The sequence below is a fragment of the Psychromonas aquimarina ATCC BAA-1526 genome, assembly GCF_000428725.1.
In the GTDB taxonomy this organism is placed as follows: domain Bacteria; phylum Pseudomonadota; class Gammaproteobacteria; order Enterobacterales; family Psychromonadaceae; genus Psychromonas; species Psychromonas aquimarina.
Genome location: NZ_KE386793.1, coordinates 226,186 through 240,927 on the forward strand (window position 1 = coordinate 226,186; position 14,742 = coordinate 240,927).

Below are 14,742 nucleotides of genomic sequence, written 5' to 3' on the forward strand. Positions count from 1 at the left end.
ATGTATGTTAAAGTTGCCGGAGCATTAAATTAAACAGAGGGAAGCATGGATACTATTATAATGAGTTTAACACCGTATTTTGCGGAGATTATTTCAGTTGCTGTTATCGCCGTATTTATGGCGGTCAGCCCGGGCGCTGATTTTATTATGGTGACCAGAAACAGTATTTTTTACAGCCGTGCGGCCGGCCTGTATTCTGCGTTAGGTGTAAGTCTGGCTATCTGGATCCATGTCGCTTATTCGATTGCCGGACTGGCAGTAATTATCTCCAACTCGATTGTTTTATTTTCAGTGATAAAATACCTAGGCGCCGCTTATCTGATTTATATCGGCTGGAAGACTTTCCGCAGCAGTTCTAAAAGCGAGATTGAGCAGCCGCAGAAGGAGAATAAGCAGTTATCAAACTGGTCTGCGTTTAAAGTTGGTTTTATTACCAATGCCTTAAATCCAAAAACAACTATCTTTTTTCTAAGCTTATTTACCCAGGTTGTTAATCCGCAGACACCGCTGTTCCTGCAGATTTTCTACGGCGCGATTATCTCCTGCGCACATCTGTTATGGTTCAGCTCAGTCTCTGTTTTCCTGAGCCAGCCTGCGCTGCTGAATAAATTTAATTTGTATAAGGGCAGAATTGAAAAAGTAATCGGCACACTGTTAATCGGCTTTGGTTTGAAAGTGGCAGCCGCCACTTCCAGTTAATAATACCAATTCCATTAATTAGGTGATCTATTTAGGCGTAGGAAAAATGAATGAAAGTAAGGCATTGATTGCAGTAACTAGTTGTTCTAATTACAAAATCAATAACGATGTTAGCATTCATTTTAACCAGCATAAATGAATAGAAAATTAGTGGATTTGGTATAAATATGCAGGTCGTTAATGGACGGCCTGTCCATCGGACGTTTAGAATTTATATTCAGGATAAAATAGAAATCAGATATAAACAGCAGGTAGAATTAAAGGGCCGACACCGCGTTGACTGAGCTGTCCGGCTAACTGTTTTATATCCTGTTCTGTGCAGGCTTTCCAGGTTTTAGCTTCAGTTGTCACGCCGTGATTCTGAAAGGCATTAAGCTTGATACGTACGGCAGGCGGCAGCTTTTTCAGATAATCTGCCAGTGCATCAATTTCACTTTCGAAATCGGTTTTCCCCGGGATATGCAGCAGACGCACTTCATAAAGTTTATGCTCGGCAGCTAACAGTGCCAGTGAGCGGAAAACTCTGTGATGGTCCCGCCCGGTTATCCATAAATGGGTTGCCTGCTGCCAGGCTTTAAGATCAATCATGGCCCCGTCAATAAAAGGCAGAAGCTTCTGCCAGCCGCTTTCACTTAAGCTGCCGTTACTGTCAACCATGCAGCTCAAATGCTGTAGATCCGGGGCCGTTTTTACCGCTTCAAACAGAGATTTGATAAAATTAAGCTGCAGTGTCGCTTCACCGCCGCTGATCGTAATGCCGTTAATAAACAGACTGTTTTTACGAATCAGCAGGAGCATATCTGCAACTGAGTAGTGATAAGTTTTAGGAGTGGACTGCTTAGGGCATATGCTTAAACAGGTATCACAATGAATACATAAATCTGTATCCCACTTAACGCTGCTTGAGGTGCTGTTATCTGCCCAGGAGAGTGCCTGGACAGGGCAGCTGCTGATACAGCCACCGCAGTTATCACAAAGATCGATAGTCTGCGGGTTATGGCAGTTCAGGCAGTTATAATTACAGCCCTGCAGAAAAATAACCAGCCTGCTGCCGGGCCCGTCTACACAGGAAAAGTTAATTACTTTACTGACAGCTGCTTTTGTCTGCGGCAATTTTTCAGCGTACGTAGCGAGGTGACTGTTCATGACTCGCCACTCTTGGTTTTCTATTTAAAATACTGGTATTAACAGCCGCTTCTGCACCTAAACCGGTAGTATTAGTACGAGAGCCCTGTGCTTTGAAGCGTTCAATATCAGACAGTTTAATCATATAACCAGTGACACGAATTAAATCGTTAGAAGCAACATTCGCGCTGAATTCACGGAAACCTAAGTTTAATGCCCCTTTACACAACTGGTACATAGCCTGCGGGTTTGATTTTACAGTTTCATCAATGGTCAGAATTTCACTTATTCCCGAGGTGTAATACTGGTGATGTTTTGCCAGTGCCTGGATATGCGCAATCGGATCCGGCTCTGTGCCGTAAGGGATACGTACACCTGGAGTTACGTCCTCATCAAGGCTGATTCCGCCCTGCGAGTGCAGCAGGGCACGGCCATGGTAGCCATAGGTCACGGCGGTGGATTTAACGATGTGATCTAAGGCTTCAGATATCTGGTGGCCTAATATATTTGCCGTTTCACAATGGCCGTACTGGCTTTTGGAATTACTTAATGGGATATCTGTAAAATCAGTCTTATTAAGTAGAATATTAACCGCTTCCGCCATACCGAAAATACCGAACATAGGGGCAAAACGCGACTCTTCAATTAACCCCTCTTTTACCAGGAAGCTGTCGAAAAAATGCGACTGTTCATGTAAAAATTGAGATCTTGCTTCAATCAGCTCATACATTAGAGTGCAGTAATGAGGCAGTGTATGGCTAAAGAAATCTTCGCGGCTTTCTGCGCGCAGGGCGGCCTCTTTTAAATTAAGACGCACTAGGGTATTTGCGCCCCCGGCTAAGGGTAATGAATTATAGCAGCTGACAATACCGAATCCCTGCTGGTCATAACTTTGTGCATGCATAGGATAATTAGCAATATGCGGCTTGCTGCACTCGCAGATATTGGCGGCTGCTCTTTGAAACAGCTCTTCCGGAGTTATCTGCGGATCGTACATAAAGGTCAGATTAGGGGCGACCTGTTTAAGCTCAGCATCAACTCTTAAGATTGTGCGGCAGATGATGTTGTCAGTCGGGCCGATATTTACATGCATAAAAGCATCGGGCAGGGTACGATCGAGCATGATCCAGAACAGTTTGATTTTCTGGTAGATAGTCTCCGGATCAAGACCTGCTGTATAAGGCATTAATACTTCATCAAGCTGTCCTAAATACACCGGAATATTGGTAACCGAGGGCACATGATGATAAATAATGGTCAGCGCATTGAGTGCTTCATCCAGATTTTCTACCGCCTGCAGTTCCAGATATTCTGAGCCCTGCTGCAGGAACTTAGCGTAATCGGGTAATACATAACGTGGTTTAAAGGGCGCATTGCCTTCAAACATATCACATATAATGCCGCTGTCCATTGCTTCGTGAACTACTTGAGAAACAGGAAGATAGGGCAGACTCGCATCGGCCTCTAACGCGAGATAACTGGATTTCTGTTTGGCTGACAGTGTCGGGTCAGTAATAATCTGCTTAATCTTCTGTTGTAGACTCACGAATGTATATCCTCTTTAAAAATAAGGACTCTAATCTAACGCTGAATATTTCTTTCCAAAAGTGAAAATAACAGAAACAAGCTTTTCCTGAATGGAAATCCGAATATTATGTTCACAAGTTAATTGTTTATCAGCGAGCGATAAATTATGATTCGCTGTATTACTTTGCAACGGCAAATCTGCAGGCACTAATAAATATGATTAAAATTAACCCTCTATTAAAGCAGCCGCGAGTTGCTGTCCGGGATCTGTTTTGAACGTGAACAGATCGCCGCAGACAAACGTTCCGTGGCGCCATTAAATATAATAGAGTAAATTGTCATGACAAAGAAACACTGGTCAAAATTTCAGCTCCTACATCAAGTAGTTACTAATAAAAATATTCATATCAAAGGCACTCACAGTTATTACAGCGACTGCTGGGATAATGGTTTTGAACAATCCGCTGTCCGTTATTTATGCGGTGACCAGCCCGGTGAAAACCGCGAGCCTAACTGGCATATCGATCAGCTCCATATCGGTGATTATGTGTGTATCGCCGCCGAAGTAGTGATTTTAATGGGCGGGAATCATAACCATAGAACAGACTGGTTGTGCCTGTACCCGTTTATGGACTTTATTGAAGAGTCTTATCAGGGCAAAGGTGATACCATTCTCGGTGACGGCTGCTGGCTGGGCATGCGGGCAATGATTATGCCCGGCGTAACCGTCGGTGAAGGTGCCGTTGTGGCCGCCAACAGCGTGGTGACTAAAGATGTGGCGCCCTACAGTATTGTCGCCGGCAGTCCCGCGAAGCATATTAAATACCGTTTTGACGAGACTGTTCGAAATAAGCTGCTGGCATTACAGGTTTACGACTGGCCGGAAGATAAATTTAATGCCCTGAAAGGGCATTTATGCAGTTCTGATATAGAAGGTTTACAGCTGGCGATACAGGATTACGATTCGTCGGCTCGATAAAGCTCTTTAAAATCCAGGCCGATAAAGCCTGGATTTTTTCTTATAGCAATTCCATTAATTAGATGATCTATTTAGGCGTAGAAAAAATGGATGAAGGCAAGGCGTTGACTGCTGCAACTAGTTATTCTAATTACAAAATAAATAACCAAAATACAAATCTTATTTGTATTTAGCTAGCGTCCATTTTAACAAGCATCAATGAATAGATAATTAGTGGATTTGGTATTATACAACCACTTCAACCTTTGCTGATAAAAGCAGCAGCTGCGCTTTTATTTCCAAAAATCGAGGGCGGAAAGCCTGTTCGCTGTGTTTGCAGTCATCTTTCAGGGTGGTTAACTGAGCAGTTAATTCACAACTATCAACCTGCTGACACCGGCTTAACATATCTTCTAACAAACAGCCGAAAGCACGTATTTCTATACTTTCCATGGCCTCTTTTTGGATGACCGGCAGTGCCGCCAGATTAGAGGATGCACCGAAATCACCAAATAATAGTGAATAGTTACTATCAACCATAATGTTGTGTGCATAGACATCACCATGGCTGACGCCTTTGGTATGTAAATGCTCTAGCGTATCAGCCATCTGCAGCGCAACCCGAACGACAGCGTCGCTGTCAAACTGTGTACCTTGAGCAAAAGTATCCCGCGTACAGGTTATTAACGAGGGTGGTAAACCTAAATTTCCAAAAGTGTTCGGAATAAGTTCCATCACTAAACCAAGCTGATCCTGCTGCGCAATCTGTGCGACAACGTTAATCAGATTAGGGTGTCTACCCGCTGTTAAACAGCAGTTTAATTCATCAATCGGGTAACCGTCACTGGTGACGGCACCTTTGAATAATTTAAGTGCAATATCAGATGCGCCGCCGCTAAGCGCTGCTGGTTTATTGTTCCACTGAGCGCGATAAATAACACCGGACGCACCTTCACCGAGCTGCTCGGCCAGTGTGATATCTGCCAGTTGAACTTTAAGCATATCTTTTGTCTGCTGACTCAAACCCGTGCACAAAGGGTTGCCGGAAAATGCCAGCCAGGAAAGTTTAGGGAGCTGCAGCAGCCAGTCCGGCAGAGAGGTTAGCTGATTAGCAGATAAACGGGCTAACTGTAGATTTCTGCAGCTGCGCATTGAGTCCGGCAGGGCGGTAATTTTATTGCCCGCTAACGCTAATTTTTGTAAGCGCCATAACTGTCCCATGGAATCGGGCAGTTTTTCAATTTCATTATCGGTGAGAATCAACCAGCGGGTATCAACAGGTAAAGCATTTTCCGGTACTGTGCGGATTTTATTAGCTTTAAAACCGATCATCTCTAATTTAGGGCATTTAGCCAGTACAGCGGGCAGATGCTCAAAATTATTATTAGATACAAATAGAATTTTCAGCTGCTTTAGGCGGTCAAAATCATCGGGTAAAGCGCTTAGCTGATTATTTGATAAATCCAGTACTTCTAAGCTGTCTGCTAAAGTAAAGATTTCTTGTGGGAACTTATTTAAATTTTCGCTAAGGGATAGTTTTTTAACCGGGCCTAACTGCCCTGATTTTAGTTGTTGTAAAGTTTGCAAATTGACAGCCTAGTTTTTGAATCAAAAAAAAGGCGCCATGGTAATGGATAAAAGGCACTGTGGAAAGCAGTTTTATTGCGGCGCTTTTAGCCTGTGCCTAGTCAGCTGCTGGCACGTTCGCAAAGTTTAAAACCGATATCAATCTGTTTAAGCAAGTTCTGATCCTGGCCTGTTAATCTCTGCAGCAGCAGCCGGGCTGCTTTGCCGGCCATTTTAGCGTAGTTTATCTCAATGCTGGTCAGGCGCGGAATACATTTTTCACTGAATGTTGAACCATCCAGACAAGTTAGCGCTATATCTTTGGGGATTTGTAATACACGGCGCTGGCATTCAAACAGTGCGCCCATGGCAATCTCTTCATGGCTGCAGATAAGTGCATCTAAATCGGGCTGCTGAAGCAGTAATTTTGCAACACCTTCACAGCCTAATTCGATATTCGGCTCATCATTGCTGGTTAAAAAATGATCCGGCGCTAAATAATTCTCCAGCATAGCGGCCTGCCAGCCCCGCAGCTGTTTACGCAGTATGCTCTGTTCACTGCGCGCACCGACAAAAGCGATTTTCTGAAAACCCTGTTTAATCAGATGGCGGGTCATCTCTTTACTGCTTTGATAATGATCTATGCCGACATTTAAATCGATGCAAAGTTCATTGATTTCAGCAAGTTCGAGTATAGCCGCCTGTGAGTTTTTAAGCAGTTTTACTGTCTGTGCCGAATGTTCACTACCGAAGAGTACAACAGCCGCCGGATTGTTTGCCAGCAGAGTCGACAGCAGCTGCTCTTCCTGAGTGATGGAATAATTACTGTAGCCAATAACTAACTGGTAACCGGCCTGATTAAGTATCTCCTGAAAAGAGGGAATAAAATTACTGCATACTTTATCGGCAAAGGAGGGCAGGATCAGTGCAATCGAATCACTTTTACCGGAGGCTAATGCGCCGGCCGCTTGATTAGGTATATAACCGAGTTCTTCGACAACCAGCTGGATTTTATCTCTGAGTTTCTCGGAAACCTGCTCCGGTGTTCTTAATGCTCGGGATACAGTCATAGCTCCGACACCGGCTGATTTCGCTACATCTGCTAATGTTACTCGGCCGGTACCACGGCGTTTACGAAGTGTTTCCATCAAATATCCTGAATATGTTTTTAACAGCGCCAGCGCGCCTGCAGCTTGAACTTTTTATTGTTTTTAGTATGAACTTGTCAATCATAACATTATTTATTGTCTTTTTTTTATCTGTACCCTGCAACGGCATTAATTAAAAATGATAGCTGACTCACACATTTGGTAGCGCTATCAGGTAGCGCTACCAAATGTGATCTGGATCTCTTCCGTAAATCTTTAATAGGTTTAAAGTTGCGCCATCAGAAACAGGTATAAAGAGTAAAATCATGCTTAAAAAAATGCTTACCGAAGATGTAATACGTATTCATGAGTCAGCTGAAAACTGGCAGCAGTCGATAGAATTTGCATGTCAGGCACTGCTTGATAACGGCGCAATTGAGCCGAGTTATGTTGATGCAATTTTCCGCTCGCACCAGGAGATCGGCCCCTATTACGTTGTTGGGCCCGGCATTGCGATGCCGCATGCAAGACCGGAAGACGGGGTAAACAGACTGTCTTTAAGCCTTACTGTCATTAAGCAGGGCGTTAACTTTGATAATGAAGAAAATGATCCGGTAAAACTGCTGCTGACATTAGCGGCAACCGACAGCGTTAGTCATGTTGAAGCAATTCAGCAGCTGGTTGAGCTGTTTATGAATGAAGAACATATCGAAGCAATTTGTAATGCATCGGATACAGCTGCTGTCCGCAGTATTGTCGAACAGTATTAATTAACATTTTTTAATAAACACACTTATTTAATAACTCTCAGTAAAAAACAATAGAAGGTAAAGATTATGAAAATTATGGTTGTATGTGGAAACGGTCTTGGTACAAGTTTAATGATGGAAATGAGCATTAAAACGATTGTTAAAAATTTAGCGGTAACTGCAGATGTTGACCATGTGGATTTAGGCTCAGCGAAAGGCACGGTTTGTGATATTTTTGTCGGTACTAAAGATATTACCGAACAACTGGTCGCGCAGAATGTAGAAGGTGAGATTGTAACCCTGGATAACATGATTGATAAAGCGGCGATGAAAGAACGTTTATCTGAAGCTTTGACAAAACTTGGCGCACTATAGGAAATCACTATGGAATTTTTTAACTTTTTAATGACGGACGTTTTGTCCGAGCCGGCTGTACTGGTTGGTTTAATTGCATTAATTGGTTTAATTGCACAGAGCAAACCAGTTACTGAATGTATTAAAGGTACGGTAAAAACTATAATGGGTTTTGTTATTCTGGGTGCTGGTGCAGGCCTGGTTGTCAGCTCGTTAGGTGATTTTGCGACTATCTTTCAGGAGGCATTCGGTATTACCGGTGTAGTGCCGAATAACGAAGCAATCGTTTCGATAGCGCAGGAAGCATTCGGCAAAGAGATGGCTATGATCATGCTGTTTGCTATGCTGGTTAATATATTAATTGCACGGTTCACACCGTGGAAATTTATCTTCTTAACCGGTCATCACACTCTGTTTATGTCAATGATGGTCGCTGCGATTCTGGCTTCCAGCGGTATGTCGGGTATTCCTCTGATTGCTGCCGGTTCACTTCTAGTTGGTTCGTTAATGGTATTTTTCCCGGCGATTGCACATAAATATATGGAGCTGGTAACCGGCTCGGATGATGTGGCTATTGGTCACTTCTCGACATTATCTTATGTGTTAGCGGGTTTTATCGGCAGTAAATTCGGTAATAAAGAGCATTCAACTGAAGAGATGAATGTGCCTAAGAGCTTATTGTTCCTGCGTGATACACCTGTGGCGATCTCCTTTACTATGGGTATTATCTTTATAATAACCTGTCTGTTTGCCGGCAGTGATTTTGTACGTGAAGTAAGCGGCGGTAAACACTGGTTTATGTTTGCATTAATGCAGTCAATTAGTTTTGCGGCCGGTGTATACGTAATCTTACAAGGTGTGCGTATGGTAATTTCTGAAATTGTACCTGCCTTTAAAGGTATTTCAGACAAAATCGTACCCAATGCAATTCCGGCGCTTGACTGCCCGGTGGTATTTCCCTACGCACCGAATGCTGTTTTAGTTGGTTTCCTGTCAAGCTTTACTGCTGGTCTAGTGGGCATGTTCCTGCTTTACCTGATGGGGCTGACTATGATTATTCCAGGTGTGGTACCGCACTTCTTCGTAGGTGCCGCTGCCGGTGTATTCGGTAATGCAACCGGCGGCCGCCGTGGTGCAATTCTCGGTGCATTTGCTCAAGGTCTGCTGATTACCTTCCTGCCGGTATTCCTGTTACCAGTATTAGGCGACTTAGGTTTTGCGAATACCACCTTCAGCGACGCAGATTTCGGTGCTGTTGGTATTCTGCTTGGTATTATCGTTAACTAAAAGCTGTTAACTGATTCAGCTTTATTAAGCCAGTTTACTGCTAAGCAGTGAACTGGCTTCTTCCCTCCATTCCTTCTGAGCTAGTGTTTATATGTGTCGTATTGATTTTTTATAAACACTGCAAGATAGAAATATCAGATTCAACTAAAAAAGTAGAGACAGATATGAGTAATAAACTGCAGCAGCTTAATAAATTTACCACCATAGTTGCCGATACCGGTGAAGTCGAAGCGATTATTAAATTTCAGCCTCAGGATGCTACCACTAACCCTTCATTAATTCTTAAAGCCTCGCTGCTTCCCGAGTATAAAAGCCTGATTGAAGCTTCTCTCGCTTATGCAAAAATACAAAGTAAAAACAAAAAACAGCAGACAGAAGATACCTGCGATATGCTTGCGGTTAATATAGGTAAGGAAATTCTGAAAGTGGTTCCCGGGCGTATCTCAACAGAGGTGGATGCACGCCTTTCTTACGATACACAGGCAAGTGTTAATAAAGCACGGCAGCTGATTAAAATGTATAACGATGCGGGCATAAGTAATGACCGTATTCTGATCAAACTGGCTTCTACCTGGGAAGGTATTAAAGCAGCTGAGATTTTAGAAAAAGAGGGGATCAGCTGTAACCTGACACTTTTATTCTCATTTGCTCAGGCGCGTGCCTGTGCAGAAGCTGACGTGACTCTGATTTCTCCTTTTGTCGGACGTATTATGGACTGGTATAAAGCCAGGCAGGGTATTGATTTTAAAGCAGAAGATGATCCAGGTGTTATTTCGGTGAAAGCTATTTACGATTATTACAAACAGTATGGCTACGATACGATTGTGATGGGCGCAAGTTTCCGTAATACCGGGGAAGTTTTAGAGCTGGCCGGCTGCGACCGTCTGACTATCAGTCCGCAGCTGCTGCAGGAACTGAGTGAGATGGACGGACCGCTGGAGCAGAAATTATCTGCCGATGTTACCGTACTGCCTCGTCCGGAGAAGATAAGCCATGCACAGTTTTTATGGATGCATAATCAGGATGCGATGGCGGTGGATAAATTAGCCGAAGGTATCAGGAACTTCGCAGTTGATCAGGGCAAACTTGAAAGCAGAATAGAAAAAATGCTGTGATTAAACTTTATTCACCTCTGCTTTAAAGTCAAAAAGTCGTTTTTAAACGACTTTTTTTGTGCCGATAATTTCGATGAAATTAAGACTTCTCCTTGTCCGCTATTGCGGGCATAATCACGGCAGAATATTACCTATGGAATTATCTACGTGGAACTACTGCAATTTGAACATCTCGGGCAGACATTAAGATTAGAAGGCTCGCTTGCCGGCTGGCAGCAGCTGTACTGGGGCGAGCATATTGTCTCGCAGCTGACGGCAACAGAAAACCGCGAGTCGAAATCAAGTCATCACTTTGAGCTTAGCCGTCAAGTGCAGACTAGGGAACCAGCGGATAGTGAAGACGGACAGCCCTCGGTGCATATTATTAAATGCAGCTTAGAGGTGGATTTAACCTGGCAGCCTTTTGAAATTAAGTATCAGCTTGTTGTTGACGGCAGTGTTGCCGCGGAAGGTATACGTAACAGTAAAGATATTGAACAGCAGGTACCGGTTAAAGCGGCTAAAGTTGAAAAGAAACTTAGCCTGATGGGGCTGGCATCGCTGGGTTTTAAACTGCTGAAAAGTGCTAAGATTATTAAAGTTGTGTTAGCCGGGGCGAGTTTAGCCGCCTACAGCTGGTTTTTTTCGCTGCAGTTTGCGCTGTCATTATTAGCCTGTCTGGTATTTCATGAATACGGACATATCCGCGCCATGAAATATTTTGGTATGAAAACTAAAGGCATATATCTGATCCCCTTTGTCGGCGGGCTGGCGGTCAGTGATGAAAAAATAAATACACGCTGGCAGGATGTGGTTATTTCTATAATGGGGCCGACTTTTGGTCTGATTTTGTCGCTGGGCTGTATTCTACTCTACTGGTTAACGGGAAATATCTTTTTTGCCGGACTGGCCGCTTTTAACGCTTTGTTAAACTTGTTTAATCTGCTCCCTATTTTACCGCTCGACGGCGGTCATGTGCTTAAAAGTATTAGTTTTTCCATGAACAGTAAAGTAGGGCTTATTGCCTGTATTGCCGGTGCGGGAATCGGCGTATTTATAAGTTACAGTCTTGGGCTGGCACTGCTGGGATTTTTACTGCTGATCGGCAGTATGGAAATATTATTTGAGTGGCGTACCCGTCACCAGAGTCATCTGTTACCGCTGGACCGTTACGGGCAGCTGTTTTCAAGTGCCTGGTATCTGTTAACGGTCGGCGGACTGATTGCAGTTATCTTTTATTTTGCAGGCTCAGGTGATCAGCTTCTCTCTTTACCTCTGCAGATTTTAGCCTCGTAACTAGTCACCTGCATTGATTGTACTGCATTAGATGTAGTGACCGGCTGGGCAATAATTGCCCAGCCGTATTATCCATCTGCAGTATGATCAGCACTAACGTGACATTATCAAGACTTAGCTATTTTTTATTTTTATAGAAAAAAGCAACAGGTCGATAAAAAGCAGCAGTATAAATAAACTGCAGACTTTTTATCGGCAGTAAATTAACGCATTATGATAAGAAGCCCTTATCCTACCAACTGAACGGAAAAAAAATGAACTTAATACTTAAATTATTGTGTGGAATATTAATCGGCATACTGACGGGCATGTTTGCGCCGGATGTGCTTATTCAAGGTCTGATCACGATACAGTATTTTGTTAGTCAGTTAATTAAATTTATTATCCCGCTGTTAATTCTCTTTTATGTTACCAGCGGTATAGCAAGCCTGCCGAAAAACTCAGGAAAACTGCTCGGAAAAACCATTAGCCTGTCGTATATGTCGACTCTCGGAGCCGGTATTTTTGCATTCTTTACCGCAAGTACTCTGTTCCCGGTTTTACTCGATGGTGCAGGTCAGCTTCCCGAGGCTAAAACTGCTCTTACTCCTTTTTTAGCGCTACAGATCCCGCCGCTAATGAATATCATGACGGCATTGACCATAGCTTTTATTTTTGGTTTAGGCATTTCAAGTACGGGAGCTGAGCACCTGAAAAAAGCAAGTGATCAGGGGCGTGATATTATTGAGCTGTTTTTAAATAAAGTTATTATTCCGGCACTGCCTTTTTATATTGCCGGTGTCTTTGCAGACATGACGGTAAAAGGCACTGTATTTGCCGCCATGCAGACCTTCAGCCTAGTGTTAATTGCTGTGATTTCCATGCACTGGGTCTGGCTGACCCTGCAGTTTGTTACAGCAGGTATTGCTGTACGCCAGTCTCCGCTAAAGCTTCTGCGCACCATGTTACCGGCCTACTTTACTGCTGTGGGTACTATGTCTTCCGCCGCCACTGTTCCTATCACTCTGCAGCAGACTAAGCGTAACGGTGTATCAAATTCAATTGCTAATTTCGTCGTGCCCTTGTGTGCCAATATTCATATGTCAGGTTCGGTGATCAGTGTCTCTAGTGTTGCCGCTGCTGTCATTATTATGACTGGTGCAGGACCTATACCTACCCTGCTTGAAGCTCTGCCGTTTCTCGCTATGTTAGGTATAACTATGGTTGCAGCTCCTGGTGCGCCGGGCGGTGCGGTAATGGCGTCCGTCGGCCTGCTTGGTTCAATGCTTGGTTTTACTGAAGAGATGATTGCGCTGCAGATTGTTCTGCACTTAGCACAGGACAGTTTCGGCACCGCCTGTAATGTGACTGGTGACGGTGTGATTGCCCTGCTGATTAACACGGTCGCCGACGAGCAGGAAAAAGAGGAAGAGGAGCTGCATCCGCTGAACGAGGCTGCTTAATCCTAGACTTGTCTGCCTGAATATTTTTGTCAACCTGTACTTGTGAAGTGCAGTGTGCAGGCAGTTAAACTGTTTGGAGAGCTATTAATATGAGTAATATATTTGAAAAACTGCCTGAAGATTTAAGCTGCGAGGTGTTTGAAAGCCTGGTTGACAGTAAAAATGTAAAAATACAACGGATTATTTCAAAAGGGCATACTTCACCCGAGTCCGGCTGGTATGAGCAGGAAAACAATGAATGGGTAATGGTTGTGCAAGGCGCAGCCGAAATTACCTTTGCCGATCAGCCTTCGGTTAATCTGCTGGCGGGTGATTACCTGGAAATAAAAGCGCAGCAGAAACATAAAGTAAGCTGGACAGATCCTGAGATTGAAACCATCTGGCTGGCGGTGCATTTTTAATTTAATTAAGGTAGGATGACTGCTGATAATAATTTCAGTAAAAACAGATATCAAAGAGTGTTCTTTTCTGTGATTTTGACTGCTGTGAATGCTTATCGATAAAAGATAAACGGGAATTTGTGTTTGTTGTTAAACAGACTCTTTTATTATAAAAATCAGGATTATTAGAATTTTTTATAGAATCAATAAGAGGAATTAATATGTTTAATTGGAAACTGCCCACCGTGCTGGTAAGTGCAATGATGTTATTAGGCTGCGCGCAGCTTGAACAGACAAGTCAGACACCTGAAATTCAGGCTGCCGCTGTTAGTTCTGAGCCGGCTTCTGTCAGCGCAGAAATCTGGTACCGCGAGCGTATGTTATTACCTGAGAATGCGCAGCTGACTCTAACGTTAGCGGATGTTGCGCTGGCCGATGCTCCGGCAAAAATTATTGCCTCTAAAACCATGACGCTGACGAATACACCGCCCTGGATAGTGGATTTAAACTATGATCCGGCTGCGCTTACGGAGCAGGGACGTTATGTTTTGCAGGCGCGTATCGAAGCTAACGGAGTGCTTATGTTTATCAATACGACCAGTACGCCGGTCTTTGCCGAGCAGGATAATAAAGCCGTGAACATAATGCTTTCGAAGGTCGCGACAGACAGAAAAGCCGCACTGTTTAATACCGATGTCAATTTTGAAAATACCTACTGGAAACTGATTGAGCTTAACGGCACACCTGTGGTAACTAAAGAAAATGCCAGAGAGATCAATATGACCTTTAATAGTGAAGAGCAGACGGCCCATGGATTTTCCGGCTGTAATGGTTTTTCCGGCGGTTATCAGCTGAATGGTAATCAGATTACATTTTCACCTTTTATGTCCACTATGATGGCCTGCCCGGATATGGATGAAACTGAAATTCCATTTTTAAAGACATTAGCCGGCACTGAGTTATATCAGATTAATGGTGAAACCTTGTCTTTAGTTGATGCTCAAAGCCGGGTAATTATGCGCTTCAAAGCAGCTGTGAAAGACTAGGGCGCTGCTGAAACACGGCATACAGTAGTACAAGAACTGCTCTAAGCTATTCTTGTACTAAATCAAACTTTGTTATTTTCACTGTTTTTTATGACGGGGTTTATGCTAGGATCTGTCACCGCTTTTATTAG

At 43.5% G+C, this 14,742-nt stretch carries 14 protein-coding genes; 10 read left to right on the plus strand and 4 right to left on the minus strand.

Going from position 1 to position 14,742, the window contains the following annotated elements; genetic code table 11:
- The first annotated feature begins 45 nt into the window (after positions 1 to 45).
- Complete coding sequence (locus tag G337_RS0124445) at positions 46 to 699, plus strand: LysE family transporter (protein WP_028866180.1); 654 nt, start codon at positions 46 to 48, stop codon at positions 697 to 699.
- Between the two features lie 234 nt (positions 700 to 933).
- Here the strand turns inward: G337_RS0124445 and G337_RS0124450 are convergent, their stop codons facing one another.
- Both G337_RS0124450 and G337_RS0124455 read right to left on the minus strand, forming a co-directional pair.
- Positions 934 to 1,845: a YjjW family glycine radical enzyme activase gene (locus G337_RS0124450; protein WP_037028592.1), complete on the minus strand. Its 912-nt coding sequence runs from the start codon at positions 1,843 to 1,845 to the stop codon at positions 934 to 936.
- Positions 1,817 to 3,370, minus strand: coding sequence for a YjjI family glycine radical enzyme (locus tag G337_RS0124455; RefSeq protein WP_028866182.1), 1,554 nt, complete (start codon positions 3,368 to 3,370; stop codon positions 1,817 to 1,819). The genes G337_RS0124450 and G337_RS0124455 overlap by 29 nt, the downstream gene beginning before the upstream one ends.
- A 321-nt stretch (positions 3,371 to 3,691) precedes the next feature.
- Between G337_RS0124455 and G337_RS0124465 the strand changes: the two genes are divergently transcribed.
- Positions 3,692 to 4,330, plus strand: a complete 639-nt coding sequence (locus tag G337_RS0124465; protein ID WP_028866183.1) for a CatB-related O-acetyltransferase — start codon at positions 3,692 to 3,694, stop codon at positions 4,328 to 4,330.
- A 225-nt stretch (positions 4,331 to 4,555) separates the two neighbouring features.
- On the opposite strand, the gene G337_RS0124470 is transcribed toward G337_RS0124465, so the two are convergent.
- Together G337_RS0124470 and G337_RS0124475 are read right to left on the minus strand one after the other, a co-directional pair.
- Positions 4,556 to 5,896, minus strand: a complete 1,341-nt coding sequence (locus G337_RS0124470; RefSeq protein ID WP_028866184.1) for a leucine-rich repeat-containing protein kinase family protein — start codon at positions 5,894 to 5,896, stop codon at positions 4,556 to 4,558.
- Positions 5,897 to 5,997: 101 nt separating this feature from the next.
- A complete protein-coding gene (locus G337_RS0124475; protein WP_028866185.1) occupies positions 5,998 to 7,023 on the minus strand; it encodes a LacI family DNA-binding transcriptional regulator in 1,026 nt (341 codons plus the stop codon).
- 266 nt (positions 7,024 to 7,289) lie between these two features.
- Here G337_RS0124475 and G337_RS0124485 point away from each other — a divergent pair, with 266 nt between their 5' ends.
- The 8 genes from G337_RS0124485 (at position 7,290) to G337_RS0124520 (ending at position 14,611) form a co-directional block, all read left to right on the plus strand.
- Complete coding sequence (locus tag G337_RS0124485) at positions 7,290 to 7,733, plus strand: PTS sugar transporter subunit IIA (protein WP_028866186.1); 444 nt, start codon at positions 7,290 to 7,292, stop codon at positions 7,731 to 7,733.
- A 66-nt stretch (positions 7,734 to 7,799) separates the two neighbouring features.
- Positions 7,800 to 8,087, plus strand: coding sequence for a PTS sugar transporter subunit IIB (locus G337_RS0124490; protein WP_028866187.1), 288 nt, complete (start codon positions 7,800 to 7,802; stop codon positions 8,085 to 8,087).
- A gap of 9 nt (positions 8,088 to 8,096) precedes the next feature.
- Positions 8,097 to 9,353: a PTS ascorbate transporter subunit IIC gene (locus G337_RS0124495; RefSeq protein ID WP_028866188.1), complete on the plus strand. Its 1,257-nt coding sequence runs from the start codon at positions 8,097 to 8,099 to the stop codon at positions 9,351 to 9,353.
- 164 nt (positions 9,354 to 9,517) lie between these two features.
- Positions 9,518 to 10,468, plus strand: a complete 951-nt coding sequence (gene tal / locus G337_RS0124500) for a transaldolase (protein WP_028866189.1) — start codon at positions 9,518 to 9,520, stop codon at positions 10,466 to 10,468.
- Between the two features lie 147 nt (positions 10,469 to 10,615).
- Positions 10,616 to 11,743, plus strand: coding sequence for a site-2 protease family protein (locus G337_RS0124505; RefSeq protein WP_028866190.1), 1,128 nt, complete (start codon positions 10,616 to 10,618; stop codon positions 11,741 to 11,743).
- 254 nt (positions 11,744 to 11,997) lie between these two features.
- Positions 11,998 to 13,185 (plus strand): dicarboxylate/amino acid:cation symporter, encoded by a 1,188-nt coding sequence (locus G337_RS0124510; protein ID WP_037028594.1) that lies wholly within the window; start codon positions 11,998 to 12,000, stop codon positions 13,183 to 13,185.
- An 89-nt stretch (positions 13,186 to 13,274) separates the two neighbouring features.
- Positions 13,275 to 13,586 (plus strand): cupin domain-containing protein, encoded by a 312-nt coding sequence (locus G337_RS0124515; protein WP_028866192.1) that lies wholly within the window; start codon positions 13,275 to 13,277, stop codon positions 13,584 to 13,586.
- A gap of 200 nt (positions 13,587 to 13,786) precedes the next feature.
- The gene (locus G337_RS0124520; RefSeq protein ID WP_028866193.1) at positions 13,787 to 14,611 is read left to right on the plus strand and encodes an META domain-containing protein; all 825 of its coding nucleotides are present in this window, start codon (positions 13,787 to 13,789) and stop codon (positions 14,609 to 14,611) included.
- Positions 14,612 to 14,742 lie beyond the last annotated feature (131 nt).